Annotated in this window: 28 protein-coding genes; 11 read left to right on the top strand and 17 right to left on the bottom strand. The window is 69.5% G+C overall.

Annotation, left to right across the window (positions count from 1 at the left end):
- Window positions 1-68: 68 nt before the first annotated feature.
- Genes meaB through KF709_00325 form a run of 7 tightly spaced genes read right to left on the bottom strand, consistent with a single transcriptional unit; the run spans window position 69 to window position 6911 of the window.
- On the bottom strand, window positions 69-1100 hold the full coding sequence (meaB, locus tag KF709_00295; protein ID MBX3172828.1) for a methylmalonyl Co-A mutase-associated GTPase MeaB: 1032 nt from the start codon (window positions 1098-1100) through the stop codon (window positions 69-71).
- Entirely contained in the window at window positions 1097-2056 is a 960-nt protein-coding gene (locus tag KF709_00300) for a DUF21 domain-containing protein (protein ID MBX3172829.1), read from the bottom strand. Before KF709_00300 ends, meaB begins: the two co-directional genes overlap by 4 nt.
- A complete protein-coding gene (locus tag KF709_00305; protein ID MBX3172830.1) occupies window positions 2056-3306 on the bottom strand; it encodes an HlyC/CorC family transporter in 1251 nt (416 codons plus the stop codon). The genes KF709_00300 and KF709_00305 overlap by 1 nt, the downstream gene beginning before the upstream one ends.
- Window positions 3303-3764 carry an rRNA maturation RNase YbeY gene (gene ybeY, locus KF709_00310; GenBank protein MBX3172831.1) on the bottom strand — a complete coding sequence of 154 codons (462 nt, stop codon included), beginning with the start codon at window positions 3762-3764 and terminating at the stop codon, window positions 3303-3305. Before ybeY ends, KF709_00305 begins: the two co-directional genes overlap by 4 nt.
- Window positions 3764-4726 (bottom strand): PhoH family protein, encoded by a 963-nt coding sequence (locus KF709_00315; protein MBX3172832.1) that lies wholly within the window; start codon window positions 4724-4726, stop codon window positions 3764-3766. The genes ybeY and KF709_00315 overlap by 1 nt, the downstream gene beginning before the upstream one ends.
- Entirely contained in the window at window positions 4723-6516 is a 1794-nt protein-coding gene (aspS, locus tag KF709_00320; protein ID MBX3172833.1) for an aspartate--tRNA ligase, read from the bottom strand. The genes KF709_00315 and aspS overlap by 4 nt, the downstream gene beginning before the upstream one ends.
- Window positions 6513-6911, bottom strand: a complete 399-nt coding sequence (locus KF709_00325; protein ID MBX3172834.1) for a VanZ family protein — start codon at window positions 6909-6911, stop codon at window positions 6513-6515. The genes aspS and KF709_00325 overlap by 4 nt, the downstream gene beginning before the upstream one ends.
- A gap of 85 nt (window positions 6912-6996) precedes the next feature.
- On the opposite strand from KF709_00325, the gene rlmN reads away from it, so the two are divergent.
- Complete coding sequence (gene rlmN, locus KF709_00330) at window positions 6997-8070, top strand: 23S rRNA (adenine(2503)-C(2))-methyltransferase RlmN (protein MBX3172835.1); 1074 nt, start codon at window positions 6997-6999, stop codon at window positions 8068-8070.
- On the opposite strand, the gene KF709_00335 is transcribed toward rlmN, so the two are convergent.
- The 8 genes from KF709_00335 to KF709_00370 are packed head-to-tail and all read right to left on the bottom strand — an operon-like array spanning window position 7999 to window position 15683.
- Complete coding sequence (locus KF709_00335) at window positions 7999-8436, bottom strand: LytR C-terminal domain-containing protein (protein ID MBX3172836.1); 438 nt, start codon at window positions 8434-8436, stop codon at window positions 7999-8001. The two genes, rlmN and KF709_00335, sit on opposite strands and share 72 nt — an antisense overlap.
- Window positions 8436-8972, bottom strand: coding sequence for a hypothetical protein (locus KF709_00340; GenBank protein MBX3172837.1), 537 nt, complete (start codon window positions 8970-8972; stop codon window positions 8436-8438). The genes KF709_00335 and KF709_00340 overlap by 1 nt, the downstream gene beginning before the upstream one ends.
- Before the next feature lie 24 nt (window positions 8973-8996).
- Entirely contained in the window at window positions 8997-9764 is a 768-nt protein-coding gene (trpA, locus tag KF709_00345; GenBank protein MBX3172838.1) for a tryptophan synthase subunit alpha, read from the bottom strand.
- 5 nt (window positions 9765-9769) lie between these two features.
- Window positions 9770-11278 (bottom strand): HD-GYP domain-containing protein, encoded by a 1509-nt coding sequence (locus KF709_00350; GenBank protein MBX3172839.1) that lies wholly within the window; start codon window positions 11276-11278, stop codon window positions 9770-9772.
- Complete coding sequence (locus tag KF709_00355) at window positions 11275-13023, bottom strand: HEAT repeat domain-containing protein (GenBank protein MBX3172840.1); 1749 nt, start codon at window positions 13021-13023, stop codon at window positions 11275-11277. Before KF709_00355 ends, KF709_00350 begins: the two co-directional genes overlap by 4 nt.
- The gene (gene trpB, locus KF709_00360) at window positions 13020-14210 is read right to left on the bottom strand and encodes a tryptophan synthase subunit beta (protein MBX3172841.1); all 1191 of its coding nucleotides are present in this window, start codon (window positions 14208-14210) and stop codon (window positions 13020-13022) included. The genes KF709_00355 and trpB overlap by 4 nt, the downstream gene beginning before the upstream one ends.
- Window positions 14210-14866: a phosphoribosylanthranilate isomerase gene (locus tag KF709_00365; GenBank protein ID MBX3172842.1), complete on the bottom strand. Its 657-nt coding sequence runs from the start codon at window positions 14864-14866 to the stop codon at window positions 14210-14212. The genes trpB and KF709_00365 overlap by 1 nt, the downstream gene beginning before the upstream one ends.
- Complete coding sequence (locus KF709_00370) at window positions 14859-15683, bottom strand: indole-3-glycerol-phosphate synthase (GenBank protein MBX3172843.1); 825 nt, start codon at window positions 15681-15683, stop codon at window positions 14859-14861. Before KF709_00370 ends, KF709_00365 begins: the two co-directional genes overlap by 8 nt.
- A 97-nt stretch (window positions 15684-15780) precedes the next feature.
- On the opposite strand from KF709_00370, the gene lexA reads away from it, so the two are divergent.
- Complete coding sequence (gene lexA, locus KF709_00375) at window positions 15781-16389, top strand: transcriptional repressor LexA (GenBank protein ID MBX3172844.1); 609 nt, start codon at window positions 15781-15783, stop codon at window positions 16387-16389.
- A gap of 39 nt (window positions 16390-16428) precedes the next feature.
- On the opposite strand, the gene trpD is transcribed toward lexA, so the two are convergent.
- The gene (trpD, locus tag KF709_00380) at window positions 16429-17451 is read right to left on the bottom strand and encodes an anthranilate phosphoribosyltransferase (protein MBX3172845.1); all 1023 of its coding nucleotides are present in this window, start codon (window positions 17449-17451) and stop codon (window positions 16429-16431) included.
- Between the two features lie 4 nt (window positions 17452-17455).
- Complete coding sequence (locus KF709_00385; GenBank protein ID MBX3172846.1) at window positions 17456-18757, bottom strand: GAF domain-containing protein; 1302 nt, start codon at window positions 18755-18757, stop codon at window positions 17456-17458.
- A gap of 170 nt (window positions 18758-18927) precedes the next feature.
- On the opposite strand from KF709_00385, the gene truA reads away from it, so the two are divergent.
- From truA to purQ, 9 genes are read left to right on the top strand one after another with little or no spacing between them, the layout of a single operon-like run.
- A complete protein-coding gene (truA, locus tag KF709_00390; protein ID MBX3172847.1) occupies window positions 18928-19725 on the top strand; it encodes a tRNA pseudouridine(38-40) synthase TruA in 798 nt (265 codons plus the stop codon).
- On the top strand, window positions 19725-20393 hold the full coding sequence (locus KF709_00395; protein ID MBX3172848.1) for a hypothetical protein: 669 nt from the start codon (window positions 19725-19727) through the stop codon (window positions 20391-20393). Before truA ends, KF709_00395 begins: the two co-directional genes overlap by 1 nt.
- 11 nt (window positions 20394-20404) lie before the next feature.
- Entirely contained in the window at window positions 20405-21829 is a 1425-nt protein-coding gene (locus KF709_00400) for a trypsin-like peptidase domain-containing protein (GenBank protein MBX3172849.1), read from the top strand.
- Window positions 21826-23265 carry an adenylosuccinate lyase gene (locus KF709_00405; GenBank protein ID MBX3172850.1) on the top strand — a complete coding sequence of 480 codons (1440 nt, stop codon included), beginning with the start codon at window positions 21826-21828 and terminating at the stop codon, window positions 23263-23265. The genes KF709_00400 and KF709_00405 overlap by 4 nt, the downstream gene beginning before the upstream one ends.
- Complete coding sequence (locus tag KF709_00410; GenBank protein MBX3172851.1) at window positions 23262-24194, top strand: phosphoribosylaminoimidazolesuccinocarboxamide synthase; 933 nt, start codon at window positions 23262-23264, stop codon at window positions 24192-24194. Before KF709_00405 ends, KF709_00410 begins: the two co-directional genes overlap by 4 nt.
- Window positions 24191-24841 (top strand): phosphatidylserine decarboxylase family protein, encoded by a 651-nt coding sequence (locus tag KF709_00415; protein MBX3172852.1) that lies wholly within the window; start codon window positions 24191-24193, stop codon window positions 24839-24841. Before KF709_00410 ends, KF709_00415 begins: the two co-directional genes overlap by 4 nt.
- Window positions 24838-25647 (top strand): CDP-diacylglycerol--serine O-phosphatidyltransferase, encoded by an 810-nt coding sequence (pssA, locus tag KF709_00420; protein MBX3172853.1) that lies wholly within the window; start codon window positions 24838-24840, stop codon window positions 25645-25647. The genes KF709_00415 and pssA overlap by 4 nt, the downstream gene beginning before the upstream one ends.
- The gene (gene purS, locus KF709_00425) at window positions 25644-25901 is read left to right on the top strand and encodes a phosphoribosylformylglycinamidine synthase subunit PurS (protein ID MBX3172854.1); all 258 of its coding nucleotides are present in this window, start codon (window positions 25644-25646) and stop codon (window positions 25899-25901) included. Before pssA ends, purS begins: the two co-directional genes overlap by 4 nt.
- The gene (purQ, locus tag KF709_00430; protein ID MBX3172855.1) at window positions 25898-26590 is read left to right on the top strand and encodes a phosphoribosylformylglycinamidine synthase subunit PurQ; all 693 of its coding nucleotides are present in this window, start codon (window positions 25898-25900) and stop codon (window positions 26588-26590) included. The genes purS and purQ overlap by 4 nt, the downstream gene beginning before the upstream one ends.
- Window positions 26591-26643 lie beyond the last annotated feature (53 nt).

Raw genomic sequence — 26643 nt, forward strand, 5'->3', positions numbered from 1 at the left:
CAGCGGCGGAAGCGGGCTGACGTGCCGGCGCGCGCGGAAGCAGGTCACCGCCGCACGCGGAGTGCTCGCTAGAACAATCCGCGTGACGCGGCCTGCGCCAGCAACGCCTTGGCCTCGGCCAAGGGCGTCGTGGTCCCGCGCTCGAGCGCGCCGAGCCGCCCGTCGAGCCAGGCAGCGAGATCCGCGTCGCGCCAGAGGCGGGCGCGCACTTCCTCGTGCACGGCGTCCACCACGCGCTCCCGCAGTCGGGCGCGCCGCCGCGCCTGCAGCGCACCGGAGGCTTCGAGGTAGGCGAAGTGCCGTTCGAAGGCCTCGGCCAGTGCCGGCACACCGTCGCCAGTCGCGCCGATGGTCTGGAGCACGGGCGGCGTCCACGCTGTGGCATCATCAGCACCAGTGGCCGTGGCGCCAGAGTGGGACGCATCGCCGCCGTGCGCCGGCACGTCGCGCATCGTCCGACCGCTGCGGAGGCCAAGCATCAACTCGAGTTCGCGCCCCAGCCGCTCCGCACCGGGCCGGTCCGCCTTGTTCACCACGAACAGGTCCGCGATCTCCATTACGCCGGCCTTGAGCGTCTGGATCGAGTCGCCGCTCTCGGGCACGAGCACGACGGCACTGGAGTCAGCGAGCCGGGCGATCTCCAACTCGCTTTGCCCCACACCCACGGTCTCCACGAGGATGCGCTGCATCCCGGCCGCGTCGAGCACGTCGCAGACCTCGCGCGTCGCAGCGGCGAGCCCGCCCAGCGATCCGCGCGTCGCCATCGAGCGAATGAACACACCCTCGCGCAGTGCGACCTTCTCCATCCGGATACGGTCGCCGAGCAACGCGCCGCCGGTGAAGGGCGAGGTGGGATCCACCGCCACGACACCGACGCGCAGGCCCTGTTCGAGATACAACTCGGCCAGCAACGTGGTGAGCGTGGACTTCCCCGCCCCGGGCGGTCCCGTGATACCAATCCGCCGCGCGCCGCCGATGCGGGGATGACAGGCCGCCAGCAATCGCTCCCAGCCGTCGCGCCGGTCCTCGACGATGCTCACGGCCCGGGCGATGGCCGCCTTGCGGCCCTCGAACAGCGCGGGCAGCAGGGTCTCGATCATCGATCGCTCGTGGGATCGTCGTGCTCGTCCTGGATCTCGCCGACGAACTCCTCGACCAAATCCTCCAACGTGACCAGGCCGAGGGTCTCGCCGGAGCGGCCGCGCACGATGGCCAGGTGGCGGCGATCGCGCAACATCCGCCGCATCAGCGCGTGGCAGGGCTCGTCGGGATCGGCCAGCGCGACCGGACGCGGTGCGCGGAGCGGCGCCTCGGGGCGCGCGATCACGTCCCAACTGGTGACCATGCCGACGACGTGGTCGAGTGTGCCGTCATAGATCGGCACGCGCGTGTACTTGGACTGCGCCACGAGATGCGCCACCTGGTCCGCCGGCGCTGCGCGGTCCACGGCGACGATCTCCGATCGCGGTGTCATCGCCTCGCGCACGCGCGTGTCACCGAACTCGACGACACCCGAGATGATTGCGCGTTCCTCGGCGCCGCCCATCCCCTCCATCTCGCCCTCGCGCAGCAACTCGTCGAGTGCCGCGTTCGGGCCCGACGCCTCCACCGGCAGCGGGCCACGCAGCCGGCGCACCAGGCGCATCGCGACCAGCGCGAGCGGCGCCGTCAATCGCTCCATCACGCGCAGGATCGGCAGCACCAGCGGCAGCACCTCCGCCGGCCAGCGCCGGGCAAGCGCACGCGGCAGCAGCTGCCCAATCACCAACAGCAGGGCCGCCGCGATGAGCAGGTCCTGCGCCAGGAGCGCGGCGTTGTCCCCGCGCTGCAGGCCGAGCACGGCCCCAAGGCCGAACACCACCCCGGCGATACCCGTGCCCGCAGCGATGAGCAGGCGCTGCGGGCGCTCGAGGTACAGCGTCGCCGTGCCCGCACCCGCCAGGCGTCGCTCGGCCCAGTGACGCAGCCAGATGCGGCTCACGGTACGCAGCGCGGTGGCGGCCGAGGTCAGCACGCCTACCACGCTGACGAGGATGAGGATCGTCCAGAACGCCATCAGCGCTGGTCCTCCGTCGAGGGACCGGACTCCACCGGTTCGAGATACACGCGCTGGATCCGACGACGCAGGACCTTCTCGACGACCAGGCGATAGCCGTCAACGGTCAGCGTCTCGCCCGGGTGGGGGACGCGGCCGAGGAGCTCCATCACCAGCCCGCCGACGGTATTCACGTCGCCGCGCGTGAAGTCCTGCCCGGTCAGTTCGCTGAGCGCCTCGAGGCTCACCTGCGCCGCCACCCAGAATCGATCGCCGTCCTCGCGCTCGATGTCCGGTAGCTCGAGGTCGCCTTCGTCCTGGATGTCGCCGATGATGAGTTCGAGCACATCCTCGAGCGTCAACAGGCCCGCGGTGCCGCCGAACTCGTCGGCGACGATGGCGAGGTGTCGGCGCGAGGCGCGGAAGTCACGCAGCTGGGCCTCGACTGTCTTGGCACCGGGCACGAACTGCGCCGGCCGCACCAGCGACTGCCATCCGCCGGTCGGTTCGCTGTCGGAAAGCAGCGCCGGCAGTAGGTCCTTGGCGTAGAGCACGCCCACGACTTCATCGAGCGTGCCGTCGAACACGACCAAGCGTGCGTGTCGCGCGCTGCGCACCCGGTCCACCACTTCCGACCACGGCGTGTCGCGCTCCAGCCCGACGATGTCCACGCGCGGCACCATGATCTCGCGCACCTTGGTGTCGCCGAGTGAGAAGACGCCGTGGATCATCACCTCACCGCGCTCGTCGGTGTCGGCCTCGGCAGCCACGACCTCGCGGAATCGCTCCACGGCGTCCTCGCGATCCGCCTCGTCCATTGGGGGCGCTGGCAGGAGGCGCTGTAGCGTGGCCTCAACCCAGCTGCCGAAGGCGACTACCGGCGCGCAGATGATCTCGACGCCTTCGATGAGGCCGATCACCGCGCGCAGTCCGCGCAGGCCCGCGGCGTCGCCGGCCGCGCGAGCACCGACCTCGGCAATGCCGACCAGGGAGACGCCCGCCAATACCACCAAGGGAGCAAGTAGCGCAGCCGGCACCCAGGTACTGACGACCATCGCCACCGAGGCCGCGGCACCCGCGGCAAGCTGTGCGAGAATGCGGCCGAAGGCCAACGCGCGATGCGCCCGTTCGCGACGCTCGAACAAGGCGCGCAGCCGCGACTCGCTCGGGGGCTCGTCCTCATCGAGCCCGAGCAGCGCCCCGTCGGCGAAGGCACAGATGCCAGCCACGAGCGTCGCCGCGAGGGCGAAGGCCGCGAAAAGCAGGCTCACGCCGACAGGACCCGCCGTAGCAGGCGCTCCTGGCGGCGCCACATCGGCGAGCGCGTGCGCGACTCACCGTCAGGGTGCGCATACCCTAGCACGTGCAACGCCGCGTGCACCACGGTGCGCAGGAACTCTTCGCGCTTCGGCCGGTCGAAGCGCCGCGCGTTCTCCGCAATCACGTCAAGGCAGAGGTACACGTCGCCCACGACCGCGCCGGCCGGATCACGGAAGCCGAAGGTGATGACGTCGGTCGCGCCTGCGTGCCCAAGGTGCTTGCGGTTCATCGCCGCCATGCGGCGCGACGTGAGCAAGGTGACACTCACCAACGCGTGACGCACCCGCTCGGCGCGCATCACCGCGGCGACGGCATCGCGCACGCGCGCCGCCGCGGCCGGTGCGCGCAGGCCCTCGGTGTTGACGTCCACGACAACGCCCGCGGTCCCGCGGGAGGCGCCCCTGGCCATCAGGCGCCGGCGTCCGCGGCGTAGGCGCGCACGATGTCCCGCACCAGCCGGTGGCGCACCACGTCGGTATCCGAGAAGTAGTGGAAGGCGATGCCGTCGATGCCCTGCAGGATGCGTTCCACCTGCAGCAAGCCACTCTCCTCTCGCTTTGGCAGGTCGATCTGCGTCTTGTCGCCGGTGATCACCGCGCGCGAGTTCAGGCCGAGTCGCGTGAGGAACATCTTCATCTGCGCGTTGGTGGCGTTCTGCGCCTCGTCGAGGATGACGAAGGCGTCGGCCAGCGTACGACCGCGCATGTACGCCAGCGGCGCGATCTCGATTACGCGCGTCTCGAGCGCCCGGGCCACGCGCTCGGGGGGCATCAGGTCGTCGAGCGCGTCGTAGAGCGGACGGAGGTACGGATCCACCTTGGCCTGCATATCGCCCGGGAGAAAGCCGAGCGACTCACCGGCCTCGACCGCCGGTCGCGCGAGCACGATGCGCCGCACCCGCTTGCGGGCCAGCGCATCCACGGCCGCGGCGACGGCGAGGTACGTCTTGCCCGTGCCCGCCGGCCCGATACCCACGACGATCTCGTTGTCGAGCATCGCCTGCATATAGTCGGCCTGCCCGTTGCTCTTGGGCTGGATGATCTTGCGCACGCCCGGCAGCACGATGCGGCCCGGCGCCCCGGCGTCCTTCGCCGGCCCCTCCATGGAGAAGCGCAGCACGTCGTCGGCGTCGAGCGGCTGGCGCTGCTTGGCGTGGTCGATCATCCGCTGCGCCACCGCGGCCGCCTTCTCCACCGCGTCCGCCGCGCCCTGGATCGTCATCGACTCGCCACGCAGCGTGACGCGCACGGGATACAGCTTCTGCAGCTCGGCAAGGTTCGCGTCCGCCACACCGGCCAATGTCAGCAAGTCGGCGCCTTCGGTCGTCAGCTTGGTGGTGACGACATCGCCGGCCATCGTGCCGTCGGTCATCTGCCCTCCTGCAGGCGAATGTGCAGTTCGTCCAGGTCTTGCTGGGGGACCGGCGACGGCGCGTTCTCGAACAGCGCGCGCGCCGCCGTGGTCTTGGGAAACGCAATCACGTCGCGCAGCGATTCGGCGCCGGCGAGAATCATCGCGATGCGATCAAATCCGAAAGCGATGCCGCCGTGCGGCGGCGCGCCGGCGCGCAGGCCCTCGAGCAGGAAGCCGAAGCGACGCTCCTGGTCCGCGCGGACGGGAATGCCCAGCAGCTCGAACATGCGCGCCTGCACCGCCGGGTCACTCGTGCGGATGCTCCCGCCGCCGAGCTCCGTGCCGTTGAGCACGCAGTCGTAGGCCAGCGCGCGCCAGGTCTCCGGCGCGTCGGGTCGCGCGGCCATGTCCTCCGCGTTGGGCGACGTGAACGGATGGTGCACCGCCGCCAGCTCGCCGGTCTCCGGATCCTTTGCGAACATCGGGAAGTCCACGACCCACAGGAACTGGCGGTTGTTGGGATCCGCGAGGCCGAGCCGTTCGGCGCACTCCTGCCGCACGCGATCGAGCGCGGGGCTCGAGACACGATCCGGCCCGGCCACGCCGAGCAGCAGATCGCCCTCGACAAGTCCGAGTTGCGCAGCGGCGTCCGACGGCAGGAACTTGGCCAGCGGTCCCTCGAGCACGCCGTTCGCGAACTTGAGCCGCAACAGTCCGCCAGCACCGGCCTTCTTGGCGATGGCCTCGAGCTCGTCCACCTGCTTGCGGCTCCAGCCGCTGGCGCCCGGCACGACAATGGCGCGCACGCGGCCGCCAGACTCGATGGCGCCCTTAATGATCCCTGATTCGCTCGCGCGAAACACCTCGGTGTAGTCCCGCAGTTCGAGCCCGTAGCGGAGGTCCGGCCGGTCGCAGCCGTAGCGTTCCATCGCCTCGGCGTAGGTCATCCGCGGGAACGGGCCCTGGATGTCGTGCCCCGCCTCGATCCACAGCGCCTGCATCAGGCCCTCGGCCATCGCGATGATGTCCTCGCGCGTGACGAAGGAAGCCTCGATGTCGATCTGCGTGAACTCGAGTTGGCGATCGGCACGCAGGTCCTCGTCGCGGAAGCAACGGGCGACCTGGAAGTAACGGTCGAAGCCGGCGCACATGAACAGCTGCTTGTAGATCTGCGGAGACTGCGGCAGCGCGAAGAACTCGCCCGCGTGCTCGCGGCTGGGCACGAGGAAGTCGCGCGCACCCTCCGGCGTGGGCTTGGTCAGGATCGGCGTCTCAAGCTCGAGGTAGCCTTCGTCGCTCAGATAGCGTCGCGTGGCCTGCATCAGTTGGTGCCGCAGCTTGAGTGCGTGCTGCAACTCGGCGCGACGCAGGTCGTGTACGCGATGCCGCAGCCGCAGATCCTCGGCCGGCAGCTTGGCATCCTTGCCGAAGGAGACCGGGATGGGCGGCGTCTCTGCGGGCCCGACCACCTGCAGCGACGTCGCCCGCACCTCGATGTCTCCGGTGGGCAGCTCCGGGTTGCGGATGCCTTCGGGGCGCAGGTGCACCACACCCTCGATGAGGACCACGCTTTCCCAACCCACCTGCGTCGCCGCCTGCAGCACGGCGGCCGGCGTCCAGTCCAAGTTGAACGAGAGCTGCACCAGCCCTTCGCGGTCGCGCAGGTCGATGAACACGTGGCCGCCGAGGTCGCGCGACTTGTGCACCCAGCCGCCGAGCCGCACGGTCTGGCCTTCGTGTTCGGGCCGCAGGGAACCGCCGAGCGTGCTGCGCAGGCTCGTGGAGAGAGGGTCGGGCGAGAAGGTCACGAGGAGGCGGTGCGGCGACGCGGCCAGGGTGGGATGAGACGGGCGACAATGATGCCGACGAGGGCGCCCGAGGAATCAGCGATCCAGTCGGCAAAGCTCATCGAGCGGCTCGGTATGAACGACTGATGCCACTCGTCCACGGCCCCGAAGACCGCGACGATGCCCCAGACGGCGAGCGCCGTGACGAGGCGCGGCCGGGATGACGCCCGCAGCAGCAACGCCGCCAGCACAGCGTACGCCGTGAAGTGAAAGACCTTGTCGAGGGCGAGCGTGTCGGGGCCGACGGAGATGCCGGGCCACGAAGTCGCGATCAGGATGAGGACCACCCAGACGGCGGGGGGCGTCCAACGCGCCGCAACCGAGGGGGTCGCGGCAGGGCTACTGTCGGATGGCATTGAGCGGCTAAATCTAACTCCCGTAGGGACTTGGTGGTAGGCAATCCCCATTGCGCGCGACACCCAGAACCCCCTACTCTCCAAGATGCTGAACCTGCTCGACTTGGCCCCGACGGAGGCCGAACGCCTCCTCCGCGAGTTCGCCGAAAAGCAGGGCGAGAAAGCCTATCGCGGCAGCCAGGTGCTGCCCCATCTCTGGCAGAAGCCGGTCGCGTCCTTCGCCGAGATGACGGACCTGCCCGCGGCGTTTCGGACGCTGCTCGCCGAGCACTTTGCCCTGCCTCGACTCGAACTGCTCACACAGCAGCAGTCGGTGGACGGCACGCGGAAGTTCCTGTTCAAGCTCCACGACGGCCAGAGCGTGGAGACGGTGGCCATCCCCGATGGCGATCGGATGACCTTCTGCATCTCGTCGCAGGTGGGCTGCGCGCTCCAGTGCGCCTTCTGTGCCACGGGGGCGATGGGCTTCGCGCGCAACCTCGCCGTGCACGAGATCGCGCTGCAAGTCCGCGAGTTGGCGCTGCTCGACCCGCCCGTGCGCGCCACGAACATCGTGTTCATGGGGATGGGCGAGCCGCTGATGAACTGGAAGGCGGTCGAGCACGTGCTCACGATCCTCAACGACCCCAAGGGTTTCGGGATCGGTGCGCGGCACATCACGGTCTCGACGGTTGGCGTGCTGCCGGGCATCGTGGCCTTGGGCAAGCGCAAGGAGCAATTCCGACTCGCGCTCTCGATCCACGCGCCGTCGGACGACTTGCGCGCGACCCTGATGCCGGTGAACACGAAGTACCCGCTCGCCGATGTCATTCGCGCGGCGGCGGAGTTCCAGCGCCGCGTGACCTTCGAGTACGTGATGCTCGGCGGCGTGAACGACCGGCCCGAGCACGCGGATCAACTCGCGCGCCTGGCGAAGGATTGCGGCGCCTTCGTGAACCTGATCCCGCTGCATCCCGGCGGCGCGATGGGCTTCTCGCCGACATCGCCCGAGGCCATCGCGAAGTTTGCGCGGCGCATTCGTGGGCACGGCGTAGAAGTCGCCATCCGTAAGAGCCGCGGGATGGACATCGCGGCGGCCTGCGGGCAGCTACGGGTGGAACGACTCCGCCGGCGGCCGCCAGCTGCCGTGGAGCAGGATCGTGAGATCGAGATAGCGTGAGCTATCGGGGCGTGCCTCGACGCGCGCCCCGCCCAAGGCCTTCGCCGCCAGCTCGCCCCAGTCCATCCGACCGCTGCGCACCAGCACGACCGTCGAGTCCGGCCGCTCGCTGCTGTTGCCGTTGCCAACGACGTCGAAGCCGGCATCGCGCAGGAAGAACGTGGCCTGGCGCGCGAGTCCCCGCACGGCCGACGCGTTCAACACCTCGACTTTGATGCGCACATCGGCGGGCACCACGCGTTCCACGCGCTGTGCCAGCTCACGCGTCCCCTGGTCCGCGTCGGCGCCGAAGCTGCGGTAGGTCCACCACCCAGCGCCGAGGAGCAGCAGCAACGCGATCAGGATCCAGCGCCCACGCACGCGCATCAGCGCACCCGATTCCAGAGGCCCACGGTCTCCGGGAACAGCGCCTTGCCCTCACGCACCGTCCACTCGATCCGCATCCGCACGACCTGACGGAAGACGCCATTGAAGTCCTTGGCGAGATGGTCGGCGAGGAACGCGCGATCGGCCCGCGCGAACTGTCGGCCAGGCTCGAGGAAGTCGGCCATATAGAGCGCCTGCCCCGTGCGGTCCCAGTCGGCGAAGCCGACCGTGTGCCAGCGCACGGCGTCCAGCAGTCCCTGCCGGCGTTCGCCGTCGGCCTCGAGCTGCGCGGCGGCGGCGGGACCATGCAGGGTCTCCAGCGGCCGTTCCGGGTCAGGGGCCAACCGCCGTAGCGTCTCGGCATCCGCGTCGCGCAGCGCGTCGTGCCAGCGGCCGGCGTCGTGCCAGGCCTGCGCCTCGGCGGAATCCAGCGCCAGCTCCACCGCCCAGCGATCCAGCAGCTCCGTCACGCGCGCGATGTGCGCGCGCCGCCTGTCGGTCACGACGGCCCACGAGGGAAGCTGCGGCTCAGGCATCGCGCGCCTCAGGCATCTCGCCGTTCAGGCATCGAGCGCCGTCCGCAGTCTCCGCACCAGCGTCAGTGCGGCGTCCACCCCGCCCTTCTCCAGTGCATCCACGAGCGCCGATCCCACGACGACACCATCCGCCACCTCGCCGACTGCCCGAGCCTGTTCCGGCGTCGAAATGCCGAAGCCCACGCAGATCGGCAGCGAGCACACTTCGCGCAGGCGCGCGACGACATCGGGCAGCGAACTCGCCACACCTTGGTGCAGGCCTGTCACGCCAAGGCGGCTAATCAGGTATACGAACCCCTTGCCGTGCTTCGCGATCTCGGCCATCCGCGCGCGCGGCGTGGTCGGCGCCACCAATCGCACGAACTCCAGCGGCCCCGACCCAAGCCAGGCTTCGCGCTCCGGATCGGCGCCGACCGGCAGGTCGGTGACCAGCACCCCGGACACCCCGGCCGTCGCTGCGCGCGACAGCACGTCGGGCCCCGCCGCCATCAGCGGATTCAGGTACGAGAACAGCACGACGGGCGCCGGCGGCTTGGCCGCCGCCACCATTTGCAGCGTCGTGTCCAACGTCACGCCTTGCTCCAGCGCGCGCTGCGAACTGCCCTGGATGATGGGCCCGTCCGCGAGCGGATCCGAGAACGGCACGCCGAGCTCAATCACATCGCAGCCCGCATTGGGCAGCTCACGCAGGAGACGCTCCGTGGCCGCGGGATCGGGATGCCCCGCGGTCACGTAGCACACCAACGCGCGACGGTCCGACGCGCGGAGCGCCGCGAGACGTTCGGAGAGCACGGAACTCAGAGGAAGTAGTCGCCGACGCGGATGCCGTAGCGCTCCGGGTCCGCCGTCTTGATGATGGACTTCAGGAAGGCACCCGCCTCGTCCTGCTGCGCCAGGTCGAACTCCTCGCCCGGGTGCTGCACGTTGCCCAATGCGTCGCTGATGATGCGCACGATGGGCCGGGACAGCATCTCCGGGATGGGGTTCACCTTCTCGACGATGGCCAGCTCGAAGGAGTCCAGCACCACCAGCGTGCCAACGGGATAGACGCCGAGCAGCGCCACGAAGGCCTTCACCACCACCGGGTCCATGCCGCGCCGCGGGTTGTCGCGCATCTCCTGCAACACCTCGGCCGGGCTCAGCGGTTTTGTCGTGTAGACGCGGCGCGAGGTGGCGGCGTCGAAGCCGTCGGCCACCGCGACGATCTTGCTGTAGAAGGTCATCTCCGCCATCCGCAGGGAGCGCGGATAGCCCGTGAGGTCACGCTTCATGTGATGCTGGTAGGCCACCAGCATCGCGCGATACGGGAACTCGGAGTGGTCGCGCACCTGGAACAGCGCGAGCACACCCAGCCAGGGATGCGCCATCACGAGGCGCCACTCTTCCTCCTCGAGCGAGTCCGGCTTGCGGATCACGTCGATCGGCACGCGCGACTTGCCGATGTCGTGGAAGAGCGCCGAAAGGCCGACATCGTAGAGTTGCAGGCGCGAGAGCCCGAGGCGCCGCGCCAGCGCGATCGAGAAGATGGCCACGTTCACGCAGTGCGTGAACGTGTAGTCGTCGTAGTCGCGGATGGTCGTGAGGCCGACCAGCGAGGTCTCATCGTTGAGGATCTGGTCGACGATGCCCTGCACCACGCGCTTGATCTTCTTGACGTTGGGGCTCTGCCCCATCCGCACCGAGTTGATGACTTCCTTGGTCGTGACGACCGACTGCTGGTAGGTGCGCTTGGCGCGCTCCTTGGCCTCGATGTCGTCCTCGGGGTCGTCCTCGCTGTCGGTCGGCGCGGCGAGGTCGAACACGGTGATGCCCGTATCGAGTAGGCGCTGCTGCAGGTTGGCGAAGCGCTCGGCACCGCCCTTGCCCACCGGCTTGACCATGAAGGACAGCAGCACCGTCCAGTCACGGACGCTCGGCCGGCTCGCGAACCGGATCAAGCCAACGCCCGATTCGCGGCAGCGCTGCAGCAGGAAGCTGAAGCTGGTGAAGTTGTCGAGGTCCAGCTTCATCCGCGTGGCGTTCAGGAACAGGAACTCGCCCGCCAGGCGGAACTCGCACTCGCCGTCACCGTCGATCAACTCGGCCGAGAGCTTGGTCAGGTCCTCGAGGCCCTTCTGCACGACGGCATTCTCGAGGGGATACATCTTGAGGTTGCGGAGGGCGACATACACGGCCGTCACCCAGGTGCGCCCGATGCGCCGCACCGTGCCCTCGCCCAAGCCCGCGGCCTGCACGGCCTGCGTGTTGCGCGAGATGAGGCTGGGGCGCCCCTCGCCGGAGGGTGTGCCGTCGCGCGGATCGGTCACGAGGCACCCCCGCCCCGCAACGCGCGGCTCACCGCGTTGCGCACGATGACATCCTTCTCGGCGGCAGACTTCTGCAGCGCAGCGCGCGACGCATCGGTGTTGATCTTGCCGAGCGCGACCGCGGCGCAGGCACGCAGCTCCGGGTCTTCCTTGCGCCCGAAGAGGCCCGACTTCGCGTTGAGGATCGGATCGAGGATCTTCACGCCCGCGTCGCCGCAGATGCTCCCGTACAACTCGAACAGCGCGATGCGTTCGGTGCGGTCGATGTCCTTCGCGTGCGCGCCGGTCACGAGGGCCTGCACTTTCTGCAGCGCCGGCCGATGCGTGCGCGCCATCAGGGCGCGCACGGTCGCCAACCGGATATCTCGGTCGTCGTCGCTGAGTGCGGTCTCGAGGGCGCTCATCGCACCCGGTGTGCCGATGTCGTTGAGCGCCGTCACCGCCGCCGAACGCACGGGGCGCTCCACGCCGCTGCCGAGGACCTCGCCGAGGGCCGGCACCGCGGCGGCCGTCTTCATCGCACCCGCGCGGCGGATGGCCTCGCGCGCCACCGAGGTCTTGGCGTCCTTCACGAGACGGACCAGCTCACCGGTGTTCGATTGCGCCAGGCGTTCAGCCGACGTCTCCAGCAGCGGCCGCAAGCCCGAGTTCTGGGTACGGTCGATCTGGTCGAGCAGCGTCCCGAGCGCGGCGGGCTTCAGTTGCCCAAAGAGCTGCGCGAGGTCGTCCTTGTTCGGCAGCTGCGACGATTCCTCGAGCGCCTGTAGCATCTGGCCGAGCACATCGGGGTTGCTGAGCCGGTCGGCCAGCTTGCCGAGGCGCTCGCGCTCCTCGGCGCGCACCTCGCGCGCGCGCTGCAACGTGCCCTCGACTTCCTTCAGCAGGTAGGCAACGGTCGAGTACTGCTGGGCGGTGAGCATATGCAGCACGAGGACCTCGATGTCCCCCACCACCTCCCCGCGCACCAGCGGGTCGACCTGCAGCTCGAAGATGTCCAGCAGCGCCTGCAGCGTGAGGCGCCGCAGGTCCAGTGCATACTCGCGCTCCGTTTCCGTGCGCAGGTACTCGATCTCGTTGGGGTCGAGGAAGTACAGCGAGGCGTCGAAGTCCTCCATCGAGATGACGCCTGGACGCTTGGGCTGCTCCTCACCGGACTCGGCGCCGTCCTGCACGTCCTTGGCCTCGTCGATCGCCTCGGTGGTCGGCTCGTGCGCCTTGCCCTCGGGTGCGGGCCAGCGGCCGGGCGTGGCCTCCATCGACTCCAACGGTGCCGCCGGGTCGTTGATCTCGACGTAGCGGTACTTCAGGCACTGGAAATCCTGCTCCCAGAGGATGGTGAGCAGGTCGTCCTCGTGCGGTTGTGCGTGGCGCACGCGCGGGATGAGCGCGAGGAAGCGCTCCAGCTCCTCGTCCTCAAAACCCGGGAACAGCGCGAGCTCGCGCAAGCCGTCCTTAAAGAGCAGCCACGGCAACGAATCGCCGCTCTTCTCGGGATGCTCGTTGACGACCTTGCCGTACCACTTGAGCTGCGTGTCCGTCACCTGCAGGACCAAGCTGCCCATCTGATCCCACAGCGGCTCGATGGCGGCCTTCGCGTTCGCCAACGCCTTCTGGTAGGTGGGATTGTTCGGCATGTAGAGCTGCCGCGCCTTCACTGCCTTGTCGAAGACGCGGAACATGTCCTCGACCACGGCCGGCGGACACGGCGGGGCTTCGATAGTGTCGGTGGTGTCGGGCCCGGTCATGCGCGCAGCGACTCCCCGAGCAACTCGGCAACCGTGGACACGTCCTTGTCGCCGCGTCCGCTCACGCAGAGCAACACGGCGTCATCAGGCGCGAGGCGCCCCGACTGCTGGTCGATCCACGCCACCGCGTGCGATGTCTCGAGAGCTGGAATCACGCCTTCGAGCCGGCTCAGGAGGCGGAACCCCTCGAGCGCCTCGGCGTCGGTGACGGACACGTACGAGGCGCGGCCCGCGTCGCGGAGATAGGAGTGCTCGGGACCCACGCCCGGATAGTCGAGGCCCGCGCTCACGCTGTGCGCGGGGTGCACCTGCCCGTTCTCGTCCTGCAACAGATAGCTCAGCGTGCCGTGCAGCACGCCGGGCCTACCTTCCGTGAGCGAGGCCGAGTGCCGACCGCTGCCGAGGCCCTCGCCGGCCGCCTCCACGCCGATGAGCTGGACGCTCGCATCATCGACAAAGGCGTGGAAGATGCCCATCGCATTGGAGCCCCCGCCGACGCAGGCGACCACGTGGCTGGGCAGGCGCCCGGCCTGCGCAAGCATCTGCGCGCGCGCCTCACGTCCGATGATGGCCTGGAAGTCGCGCACCATCCGCGGGTACGGTGCCGGCCCGACCACTGACCCGATGATGTAGTGCGAGTCCTCGCAGGTGGCGACCCAGTCGCGGATCGCTTCGCTGGTGGCGTCCTTGAGCGTGCGCGTCCCGGCGGTGACGGGCACGACCGTCGCCCCCATCAGGCGCATCCGGAAGACATTCAGCGCCTGCCGACGCATGTCCTCCTCGCCCATGTACACGACGCACTCGAGGCCCAGGCGCGCACAGACCGTGGCCGTAGCCACGCCGTGCTGCCCCGCCCCCGTCTCGGCGATGATGCGGCGCTTACCCATCCGCTTCGCCAGCAGCGCCTGGGCGAGGGCGCTATTGATCTTGTGCGCACCCGTGTGGTTGAGGTCCTCGCGCTTGAGCCAAACCGCGGCACCGACGCGGGCAGACAGGCCCGGGGCCTCGCTCAGCGGCGACGGGCGCCCGACGTAGGTCTCGAGCAGGTGCGTGAGTTCACGCTCGAAGGTTGGATCAGCCATCGCCTCGGCGAGGGCCTGCTCCAACGCATCGAGGGCCGGCACGAGGGTCTCGGGGACGTAGCGTCCGCCAAAGGCACCGAACCGATCCGTCACCACACCCGTCATCACACCTCGCCTGCGCGCACGGCAGCGACGAATGCGCGCATCCGTTCAGGGTCCTTGATGCCGGGCGCCGACTCGACGCCCGACGACACATCGACGACATCCGGCCGCGCGAGTTGCACGGCCTGCTGCACGTTCTCCGGCCGTAGCCCACCGGCCAGTACCACACGACCGACACCGCGCAAGCGAGCCACGGCAGGAGCCAGCGCGGCCCAATCGAGCGTCATTCCCGTCCCGCCGAGTTTCCCCGGCACCGCGGCGTCCAGCACCACGGCCTCGCATCCATAATGATACCACTCGGACGCATTGCCAGCGGGGCGCGACGTCGCCGGATCCGTGTGCAGCACCGCCCAAATCGGACCGGAGAATGACTGCCGCAATGCTATCAAGTGGTCACGGGAGACGCCACCGGCCAATTGCACGCCGTCGACCCCCGCGTCGGCGGCCATCTCGGCAATCGCGGCGGCGGCTTGCCCACCGAAGACACCGACGCTCATCACGTCGCGGCCGCGAAGGCCGGCGAGCACCTCCCGCGCACGCGCTGGCGTGAGCTGCCTCGGGCCGCCTGCGAAGATCACACCCGCGAAGCGCGCCCCGAGCGCGGCCGCGAGCGCGGCGTCTTCCGGGCGCGTCAGGCCGCAGAACTTGATGTCAGTCACGCGCGCGCCGTGCGACCGCGGTGAACTCTCGCAGCAGTGCCTCGGGGTTCTCGGCCACCGACAACACCGAGCCGACGAGTACGGCATCCGCGCCGGCGCGGGCGGCCGCCATCACGCCAGCCACGTCGGCGATGCCGCTCTCATAGACGGCGATGCGGTCCGACGGGACCCGGGGAATCAGGCGCGCGCCCACGTCGGGATGGATCACCAAAGTCTCAAGGTCCCGGTTGTTCACGCCGATCAACGCCTCCGGAACCGCGATGGCTCGGGCAAGCTCAGCCTCGTCGCGCACCTCGATCAGCGGTTCGAGGCCAACGGCGACCGCCTCCTGGGCCAGCAGTGACAGCTCGGTCGGCGGCAGCGCGCGCGCGATCAGGAGCACCGCCGACGCCCCGTACGCGCGCGCCTCGAGCAGTTGCGTCGGGTGCGTGACGAAGTCCTTGCGCAGCAACGGCACCCCGACCGAAGCACGCGCTTCGCGCAGGTCGGCCAGGCTCCCCCCGAACCGCGATGGTTCGGTGAGGATGGACAGCGCCGCCGCCCCGCCCGCCACGTAGCGGCGCGTGCGCTCGGCCGCGACCAGTCCCTCATCCAATGTGCCCTTCGACGGCGACGAGCGTTTGAGCTCGGCGATGACCGCCACCCGCTCACCGCGCAGCGCGTCAGAAAACCGAGGCGCCGGCGCGAGAGACGCACAGATGACCTCGAGCTCAGCGCGCGCCAGCGCGCTCTCGCGCGCCCGGACCCGGGAGGCCCCGGTCAGCGCACCCAAGGGCCCCCCGGGGGCCAGCCAACCGATGTCTTGTGCTTCGGGCAATGTTCGGCTACCGTTACTTCGGGGACTATTCGGGCGTCCAATTCTCGTCAGGCCCTCGGCTCCACGGTCTCCACCCACCCTTTTCGGGGCGCACGGTATGCCGCTCACCAAGGTTCAGCGTCGCATCCTCGACTACCTCCAGAGCTACTCCAACGAGCACGGCTACGCGCCAAGCTTCGAGGAGATCGCCGAGGCGTTCAACTATAACTCGCTGGCTACGGTGCACGAGCACCTGTTCAACCTCGATCGCAAGGGCTACATCCGGAAGTCGTTCAACGAGTCCCGGGCCATCGAGATCCTGCCCAGCGACGTGTATCCGAAGGCCATCGAGCTGCCAATCCGCGGCACGGTCGCCGCGGGCCTGCCACTCGAGGCCTTCGAGAGCAGCGAGACCATCGCCGTCCCTGACACCTTCGTGCGCCGCGCCGGCGAGCACTATGTGCTCCGCGTGCGTGGCAACTCGATGATCGACGAGCAGATCAGCGACGGCGACTACGTCGTGGTGCACGATCGCCCAACGGCCGACAACGGTGAGATGGTGATTGCGATGCTCGAGGATTCCGGCGCGACCGTGAAGCGCTTCTATCGCGAGCGCGACGGCCGCATCCGCCTGCAGCCGGCCAACGCCACCATGGAACCGATCTACGCCCGCGCAGACGAGGTGTCGGTGCGCGGCATCGTCGTCGGGGTGATGCGGCGCTACTAGCGCCCGTCCGGCCCGGCCGCTCTCAGCGGCACGCGCCGCTCAACGCCGCGAGGCCGTGGCGCTGCGAAGCCGGCCGAGCGCGTCCCAGCCCTTCCCGTCATCGAGAGCCTTCCGTGCGCGCTCCACGCCTGTCGGAAGGCTCTCGGCCATCCCGCCCACATAGAGCGCGGCGCCGGCATTGAGCAGCACGGCCGCCGTCGCCCCGCGCGTGCCCTTGCCGAGCAACACGCGCTCAATGATCGTGGCGTTTTGATCGGGCTCGCCGCCGGCGAGTTCGGCCGCCGGAATGCCGCCGTAGCCCAGGCTCGCGGGATCGAAGGTCCACTCCGTCTTGCTGCCGCCGTGCAGCTCGATGATCCGCGTGGGTCCCAGCGGCGAGATCTCGTCCATCCCCGGCTCGCCGTGCACCACGAGCGAGTGCACGGTCCCGAGCTCGTGCAGCGCGCCCGCGATGAGCTCCAAGCGTGCGGGATCCGCCACACCGACGACCTGGCGACCGGCTCCGGCAGGGTTCGCCAGCGGGCCGACGAGATTCATCACCGTCTGGATCCCCATCTCGCGGCGCACGGGTCCGACGTGGCGCATCGCGGGGTGCATCGTGGGCGCGAACATAAAGACGATGCCGGCGTCGTCGAGCACGTCGCGCATCTTCTCCACGGGGACGTCGATCGGCACGCCCAGCGCCTCCAACACATCGGCCGAGCCGGACTTGGAGGTAAAGCTCCGGTTGCCGTGCTTGGCGATGCGTGCGCCGGCGCCGGCGGCGAGGATCGCCGCGGCCGTCGAGATGTTGAACGTGCCGACGCTGCCGCCGCCGGTGCCGCAGGTGTCCACCAGCGCGTCGGGCGCCGCGGACTCGAGCCGCGTCATCGCCTGGCGGAGGGCCAGCGCCGCGCCGGCGACCTCGCTGGGGCGTTCGCCGCGAACTCGCAGGCCCATGAGCAGCGCGCCGAGCTGCGCCGGCGTGCCGTCGCCGCGCATCACGGCCGTGAAGGCCTCGGCGGCCTGCGTCGCGTCCAGCGTCTCGCCTGCGGCCAGCTGCCGCAGGACCTGCTGCAGCACCGCACTACTCACGCGCAGTCCGCGCGAGCTTCTCCGCGAGTTGCGCCTCGCAGACCACCAGCGACACGACAAGGCCCAGCAGGCGCACGCGTTCCACGTCCTCCTCGACGAACAGGCCGCGCTGCACCCGGTTGGTCAGGTTCACCACGCCGACCAAGGCGTCGTGATGCACCAGCGGGAAGGAGACGAAGGAGCCGCTGGTCATATAGTCGTCGCGCAGCAGCGAGTGGGTCACGGCCTCCTGCACGTCCACCACGAGGAGCGGTTCCCGCGATTCCGCGACGCGACCGGCGATGCCCTGGCCGATGCGGATCGTGTGGCCCAGCTGCACGCTGGGCGGAAGCCCGCGCGCGGCCGCCATATACAGCGTGTCCGACCCGGGCTGGCGGAGGAAGATCGAGCAGCGCAGCGCCTGCATGTCGTCGCCGAGCAGCCCGAGCAGGCTCTCGATGAGGGAGCGCGGCGACTCCGTGCCGCTGGCAATCGTGAGCACGCGGTCCAGGAGGTAGAGCGTGCGGGTGCGCTGCCGCAGGGCCTCTGAGCGCCGGTGCAGCTCGATGTGCGCCTGCTCGAGTTGGCCGATGGAGGCCATCAGTTGCTGCTCGAGCACCGTGAGCTGGCGCGCGGCCCGGCGCGTTTCCTCGGCGCGCCGGGCTTCCTCCCGCTCGCGGGCCACGCGGTCCGCCGCGCCGACGGCGCGCATCTCGTTCGTCTGCGCGAGGAAGCGACGTTCGAGCTCCGCCAGGCGCTGCTCGTAGTCCTGGTGGACCTTCTGTGTGACTGCCTCGAGCGTGCGCGTGGCCTCCTCGCGCGCCTCACGTTCGATGAAGCGCACGTGCGCCAACTCGAAGAGTGAGATCAGGGGATTCAGCCGCTCCGTGACACGCGTGCCGAACACCCGTCGCGGCTCCGTGACGGCGATGATGCTCACCAGCGTGCGATCGGCGCGAATGCCGCGCAGCATCAGCGCGCCCCCGCTCTCCGGCGGCGCGAGCCGCAGCAAGCGCGCGTACGCCGCCGCTTCATCCGCCACCTCGGCGAAGCTCCCGCCCTCCTGGACGGTGCGGAGGACAGTCGATGGCAACTGCTCGACGTTGGTCTCCAGCGCCTCGCGCTCGACCTTGCCGCCCTCACCAGCGCGAAGACGCTCGCGGATCAGCCCCGTGCGCGCCTCGACGCGCAGCAAGGCCAGCGAGGTCTCGCGGTCGGATTCCGCGAGGGCCTCGGCGAGGCGGCAGAAGGCGTCTTCGAGGTCGGTCGCCGCACCCAAGGCGAAGGCGAGCGACGGCAGCGAGCGTTGGAGCATCAGGTGGTGGCGGGGGCGCGGCGCGGCACGGAGTCCGAAGGTTCACCAGCCACCGCGGCGGTGTCAATCGCGCGCCCGCGAGCGCCCAGACGCGCAGGACCGCGCGGATGCACGCGCGCTCGCCCGCGCGTTCCTTGAACGGTGCCCCTCAGCCGGGTAACTTTCCTCCGATGGCGGAGCGCACCCTCCAGCTGGTCCTGCACTACGACGGCACGGCATTCGCCGGCTGGCAGGTCCAACCCGGGCAGCGCACCGTGCAGGGAGAGTTGGAGCGGTCGCTTGCGCGTCTGTGCGGGTCTCCGGTGCGGGTCACCGGCGCGGGTCGGACGGACGCGGGGGTGCACGCGCGGGGCCAGGCAGCAAGCGTCACGGTGCCGGTGATCTGGACGGCGGAGCGGATGCGACGGGTGCTGAACGACCAGCTCCCCGCAGACCTCTGGGTGGCGGCGGCGCAGGAGATGCGCCCCGAGTTCCACGCCCGTTTCAGCGCGACCGGCCGGCGCTACAGCTACACGGTGGGACTCGATGCGGAGGCGGGCTCGCCCTTTCGGCGACGCTGGGCGCTCCCGTGGGATCGGGACCTCGACCGGGCAGCCTTGGACTGGTGCGCGGGGCAACTGCTGGGGCGACACGCGTTCTTTGGGTTCGCCGTGCGCGGGACCGCGCCGGAGACCGACGACCACGTGTGCGAGGTCTCGCTGGCCCGCTGGCGCGCGGAGACGCACGCCGAGGGCCGGACGCTGGTGTTCGACGTCGCCGCGAATCGTTTTCTGCACCACATGGTGCGGTTCCTCGTGGGGACAATGTTGGCGGTGGCCGGCGGGGCGCGCCCGCGCGACGATTTCACGGCGCTGCTCACCGCCGCCGCGAACGACGAGGTCTCGCCTCCGGCCCCGCCGGTTGGCCTCTGCCTCGAGCAGGTGACGTACCCGCAGGATCTCTACCTCGACCCGCCGACGACCGCCTGATGCGCCTCTACCTCGCCACGATCGACGCCGACGACATTCGCTGGGCCCTTCGCGCCCGGATGCTCGATGGCGTGGTCGCGACGCCGAGTGTCATCGCCGCGACGATGCCGCAGGCAGACCAGCGCGAGGTCGTAACGGAGCTGATCGGCGAGGGACTGCCCGTCCACTATTTCGTGAGCGTCGGCTCGCTGGATCCCGCGGTGATCGTGCGGGAAGGCCGCGAGCTCGGGCGACTCAGCGAAAGCGTCATCATCGCCGTGCCGTTTGTCGAGGACACCCTCTCCGCCATCCACGAGCTCTCCAGTGCCGGCGTGCCCGTCGCCGCCACGCTCGTGCACTCCGTGGCGCAAGGCATCCTCGCGGCCAAGGCCGGAGCCACGAAGGTGGTCCTCGCGGTCGACGCGCTCGAAGCCGTCGGCACGCGGGCCGACGACGTCGTGCGCGAACTCCACGCCGTGTTCGCCCGCGATGCCGTCGAGTGCGATGTCGTGGTGGCCGGCGTCCCGAACGCCGCGCGCTTCGGCGAACTCGCAGCCGCCGGCGCGGACGCGGCCGTCGTGACGCCGGACGCCCTGCGCTCCTTCCTGCAGCACCCGTTGACCGACCGCGGCATTGACCGCTTCCTCGTGGACGTGAGTCGGCGCGCCAAACCGCGCCGCGCCAAGTGACCCAGCACCTGATGCGACTCCTTCGCCCTTCCGCGCTCGCAGCGCTGGTCCTCGCGGCCGCCGCCTGCGAAGGCGCCTCGCCCAACACCTCGGTGGCCCAGGCGCTGCCGGCCGCTCCTGCGGAACGGCTCCCCGCCCCGTCACCGGATGCCATCAACGCCTCGCGGCGTACGGCCATCACGGAAGCCGTCGCGCGTGTCGCGCCCGCCGTGGTCACCGTGCAGACCGAGCGCGTCGAACGCGCGGCGATGTCGCCCTTCGACGTCTTCTTCGGGACGCGCTCGGGCGAGACCGTGCGGCCGGGCATCGGCTCGGGCTTCATCGTGCGCGAGGACGGTGTCATCGTCACGAACGCCCATGTGGTCTCGGGCGCGACCACGGTGAACGTCGCCCTGCGCGACGGCACCTCGTATCCGGCGACGGTAATCGGCGAGGACGAACTGAACGACCTCGCCGTGCTCAAGATCGAAGCCGCGGGCCTCCCGATCGCCCCGCTCGGCACTTCTCGCGGCCTGTTGATTGGCGAGTGGGTCGTCGCCATCGGCAATCCTTACGGCTTCCTGCTCGGCAACTCCGAGCCCAGCGTCACCGCCGGCGTCGTGAGCGGCGTGGGCCGGAACCTCACGGGCCGAGGTGACGGCCCCGGCGTCTACGTGGACATGATCCAGACGGACGCGTCCATCAACCCCGGCAACTCCGGTGGCCCATTGATCAACGCGGCCGGCGAAGTCGTCGGTGTGAACAGTTCGATCTATACGCCCAGCGGCGGCAGCATCGGACTCGGCTTCGCCATCCCGATCGATCGCACGCGACGCGTCGCAGAGGACCTGCTCGCCCACGGCAGCGTGCGGCGGCCGTGGATCGGCGTGAAGACGCAGCAACTGGGCGCCACGGCGGCGCGCGGACGGCTCAACACTGGTGCGACCATCGAAACCATCGTGCCGGGGAGCCCGGCAGCCACGGCCGGCCTTCGCACCGGTGACGTGATCGTGCAGTCGCGTGACCGACAGATTCGGAACCCCTACGACTGGGAAGCGGAGCTGCTCGAGCTGCGCGTCGGTGACACAGCGGACCTCACCGTGCGCCGTGGGGGTCGCGACCAGCGCGTGCAGGTGCGCGTGCAGGACCTGCCCGAGGTCACGGCCGAGAAGGTCGCCGTGCTCCGCGAACTTGAACTCGTGTCGCTCTCCCCCGCCATCCGCGCCGAACGCGGCGTGGCATCGCAGCAAGGTGCGGTCGTGTATCGCGTGACCGACCGCGTTGCACAGGACCTCGGCATCCGCGCCGGGGACGTGATCATCCAGGTGAACCGCACGCCGGTGACGGACGCGCAGCAGGCTGCGCGCGTGCTCGAGTACTACATCGGCCGCGGGCCGATCCGCATGTTCTTCGAGCGCAACGGCACCGTGTACACGACCGACTTCCGCATTCGATGACCAGCAGCCACTCGACCTACCGGTCCCCGCTCGCCGACCGCTACGCCAGCCCGGCGATGCTGGAGCTGTGGAGCCTGCAGACGCGCCACGGCCTGTGGCGCCGCCTTTGGGTCGCGCTCGCCGAAGCCGAGCGCGAACTCGGGGTCTCGATCTCCGAGGACGCGCTGACGCAGATGCGCGCGCACCTCGACGACATCGATTTCGCGAAGGTCGCCGAGTACGAGCAGCGCTTCCGCCACGACGTGATGGCGCACATCCACGCATTCGGCGACGTCGCGCCGGCGGCGAAGGGTGTGATCCATCTCGGGGCCACGAGCTGCTTCGTCACCGACAACGGCGACCTGATCCAGATGCGGCGCGGCCTTGAGCTGCTGCGTGGCCGGCTGGTGTCGGTGCTCCGCGCACTGGCCGCCTTCGCCAAGCAGTGGCGCGACGAACCGGCCCTTGGCTACACGCACCTGCAGCCGGCGCAGCTCACCACGGTCGGCAAGCGCGCCACGCTGTGGATGCAGGACCTGGTGCTCGACCTCGCGGACCTCGACCTGCGCCTGGCGAACATCCCCATGCGCGGTGTGAAGGGCACGACTGGCACGCAGGCCAGCTTCCTCGAGCTCTTCGGCGGCGACCACGGCAAGGTGCGCGAGCTCGACACCAAGGTTTGCCACGCGATGGGATTCCCCGGCTCGATTCCCGTGAGCGGCCAGACGTACTCGCGAAAGATCGACCAGCAGGTGCTCGACGTCCTCGCGGGGATCGCGGCCAGCGCAGCCAAGTTCGCCAGCGACCTGCGCATGCTGCAGAGCTTCGGCGAGATCGAGGAGCCCTTCGGCAAGGAGCAGATCGGCTCCTCCGCCATGGCCTACAAGCGCAACCCGATGCGCTCCGAGCGCATCAACTCGCTTGCCCGCTTCGTGCTGAGCATCGCCGGCACGGCGAACGAGACGCACAGCGTGCAGTACTTCGAGCGCACCCTCGACGACTCGGCCATCCGCCGCATCACGATACCCGAGGCCTTCCTGGCGACGGACGCCATCGTGATCCTGCTGGAGAACATCGTCAGCGGGTTGGAGGTGCACCCGGCGCGCATCCGCCAGCGGTTGAACGAGGAGTTGCCCTTCATGGCCACTGAGGCGCTGATCGTGCGCGCCGTGCAGGCAGGTGGCGACCGCCAGGCCGTGCACGAGGTGATTCGCGTCCACTCGATTGCCGCGGCGCGCGCGATGAAGGACGAGGGCAAGCACAACGACATGCTGGAGCGGCTGGCCAAGGATCCCGCCTTCCCCGTCCCGAGCGAGGATCTCGCCGCCGTGACAGATCCGACGCGCTTCGTGGGCCGCGCCCCGCAGCAGGTGGATGAGTTCCTCGCCGAGGTCGTGCAACCGATCCTCGTGGCGGCCGGCGAGGCCGCCCCGGCCCGCGAGGAGGTGCGCGTATGACCTCGTTGCTCGTCGGGCGCACGACGCTGCCGTTGCCGATGCTGCGCCGCGGCAAGGTGCGGGACGTGTACGCCGTGGGCGACGACCTCGTGCTGCTCGTGGCCAGCGACCGCGTGAGCGCCTTCGACGTGGTCATGCGCGAGCTCGTGCCGTACAAGGGCGCCGTGCTCACGCAACTCACCGCGTGGTGGCTGCGGCAGTTCGCGGGTGAGGTCGCGAACCATATGGAGTCCTGCGACGTGGACGAGATCGTCGCGAGGGCACCGGCCATCGCGATGCACCGCGATGAGTTGGCGGGCCGCGCGATGCTCTGCCGTCGCACGGATGTCTTTCCGGTGGAGTGCGTAGTGCGCGGCTACCTCGCCGGTTCGGCGTTCAAGGAGTACGCCGCGAGCGGCACGTTGGCGGGCGAGCGATTGGCCTCCGGCCTCAAGGAGAGCTCGCGCTTCGATCCGCCGGTCTTCTCGCCCGCCACGAAGGCGGAGTCGGGCCACGACGAGAACATCACCATCGCCCAGATGGGCAAGGTTGTCGGCGCCGACACGGCCGCCGAGCTCGAGCGCCTCTCGCGCCTCGTGTACTCGCGCGGCCGCGACCTCGCGGCACAGCGCGGCATCATCATCGCCGACACGAAGTTCGAGTTCGGCCGCGACGCCGACGGCAACACCTTGTTGATTGACGAAGTGATGACGCCCGACAGTTCCCGCTTCTGGCCGGCGGACCAGTGGACGGAAGGCAAGGCCCCGCCAAGCTTCGACAAGCAGCCCCTGCGCGACTGGCTCGCCGCGGAGCGTGCCGCCGGCCGCTGGAACGGCGAGGCCCCGCCGCCGACCCTGCCGGACGACGTCGTGGCGGCCACCAGCCGTCGCTACCTCGAGGCCTACGAGCGCCTCACCGGTTCCCCCCTCGACATCACCCAACTCCCGTGAACTTCGCCCGCGAAGGCATCCCATTCATCCTGATCGCCCTGGCGCTGGCCGCGGCGGGCTACACGCTCGCCCTGATGCGCCGCTCCTGGCCGCTCTGGGTGCTGGCGTTCGTGCTCACCATCCTCGTGCTCTGGGTGGCGTACTTCTTCCGCGACCCCGAGCGCACCGGTCCGCGCGGCGACCAGTACGTGATCTCGCCGGCCGACGGCCGCGTCATCGCCATCACCGAGGTGGACGAGCCCAGCTTCATCCAGGGCCGGGCCATCAAGATCTCGGTGTTCATGAACGTCTTCAACGTGCACGTGAACCGGTATCCGGTGAGCGGCAAGGTGGCCTACGTGCACTACAACCCCGGCAAGTTCCTCAACGCGGCCGCGGACAAGGCCTCGCTGGAGAACGAGCAGATGTCGGTGGGCGTGGAGTCGAAGGGACGTCGCATCCTGTTCCGGCAGATTGCGGGGCTGGTGGCGCGGCGCATCGTGACCTACAGCCGTGTCGGCGACGACGCTGAGCAGGGGGAACGCATGGGGCTCATTCGCTTTGGCTCGCGCGTGGACGTGTTTGTGCCCGTCGGTAGCACCATCAAGGTGCAGCTCGGCGAGAAGCCCGTGGCCGGCACCACCGTGCTCGCGGAGTTGCCGCAGTGACGGCCGCGCGCCGGCGCCGCTTCCCGCGGCCTTCGCTGGTGATGCTGCCAAACGGGTTCACGTTGGCGAACCTGTTCTTCGGCATCTTCGCCATCGTCGCGGCCTCGCGCGGCCAGCACATGCAGGCGGGCTGGTACATCGTGATCGGCGCGTTCTGCGACATGTTGGACGGGCGCATTGCCCGCGCCACCAACACCGGCAGCGCCTTCGGCGAGGAGCTCGACTCGCTGGTGGACGCCATCTCGTTCGGCCTCGCGCCGGCCCTGATGATGTACTTCGCCGTGCTGCGGCACAGCGGCTGGGACTGGGTGCTGGTGTTCCTCTACAGCGCCTGCGCCGTGATGCGCCTGGCGCGCTTCAACATCGAGTCGGCCGGCAAGGCCAAGTCCTACTTCAAGGGACTGCCGAGCCCGGCGGCCGGAGGCACGCTGGCAACCTACTACTGGTTCAGCCAGACGCCGCTGTACAACGAGACGTTCATCGGCGCCTGGCCCTGGGAGACGATCCTGCGCTTCCTGATGGCCGGCCTCGCCTTCCTGATGATCAGCAACGTGCCCTTCCCTGGCTGGACGAAGTTCACGTTCAAGACCGTGCACGGCACGGCGGCCATCATCGTGTTCGTGTCGAGCCTGTTCGCCCTGTTCTTCCTGCCGCAGCACTACTTCTTCCCGATGGGCATCGCGTATGTGCTGACGGGCGTCGTGCTGGCCATCGTGCGCGGCGTGCTGGAACTCCCCTCGCCGTTCGACGAGCCGGATGAGCTCGAGGAGAACGGCGACTCCCTCGCCGAGGAATCGCTCTCGTGAAGTCGTTCCGTGTTGCCGTGCATATCGTCCCCCGCAAGGGCCTGCTTGACCCCCAGGGCAAGGCCGTCGCCGACGCGCTGCACACCCTGGGCTTCAACTCCGTGACCGACGTGCACGTCGGGCGCCACCTGGTGATCGAGGCCAAGGCGACGGACGCGGCCCACGCCGAGTCCGCGGTGCGTGATATGTGCGCGCGACTGCTCGCCAACCCGGTGACCGAGGACTTCGAGATCGCTGGGGTGCAGGCCCAATGAAGGTCGGCGTCGTGAGCTTTCCCGGCTCCAACTGCGACGAGGATGCCGTCCTCGCCGTCGTGGAGCAGCTGCACGAAGAAGCCGTGCTGCTCTGGCACAAGGACCACGACCTGCAGGGCGCGGACGTCATCATCCTGCCCGGCGGCTTCTCCTACGGCGACTATCTGCGCTCCGGCGCGATCGCCCGCTTCTCCCCGATCATGCAGGAGGTCGTGCAGCACGCAAAGCGCGGCGGCCCGGTGATCGGCATCTGCAACGGCTTCCAGATCGCCTGCGAGGCCGGCCTGCTCCCTGGCGCCCTGCTGCGCAACGAGAGCCTGCAGTTCCGCTCGATGCCCGTCACGCTGCGCGTGGAGAACACGGACACGATCTTCACGCGCGCCGCGACGAAGGGCCAATTGCTGACGATGCCGATTGCCCACGGCGACGGCCGCTACACCGCCGACGACGCAACGATCAAGCAACTGGAGGCCGAGGGCCGCGTGGTGTTCCGCTACGTCGACGCCGCCGGCAACCCGACCGCCGCCGCCAACCCCAACGGCGCCACGAACAACATCGCCGGCATCAGCAATGAATCCGGCAGCGTCGTCGGCCTCATGCCCCACCCCGAGCGCGCGCTCGAGCCCTTGCTTGGCTCCAGCGACGGCCTCGTGCTGTTCCAAAGCCTGCTCACGACAGTGAACGCGTAGCCAAGCCCCGCATCCCGCCCCGCATCGCCGTTCACTTACCACTTACGACTCAC

The organism is Gemmatimonadaceae bacterium (assembly GCA_019637445.1).
GTDB lineage: Bacteria > Gemmatimonadota > Gemmatimonadetes > Gemmatimonadales > Gemmatimonadaceae > Pseudogemmatithrix.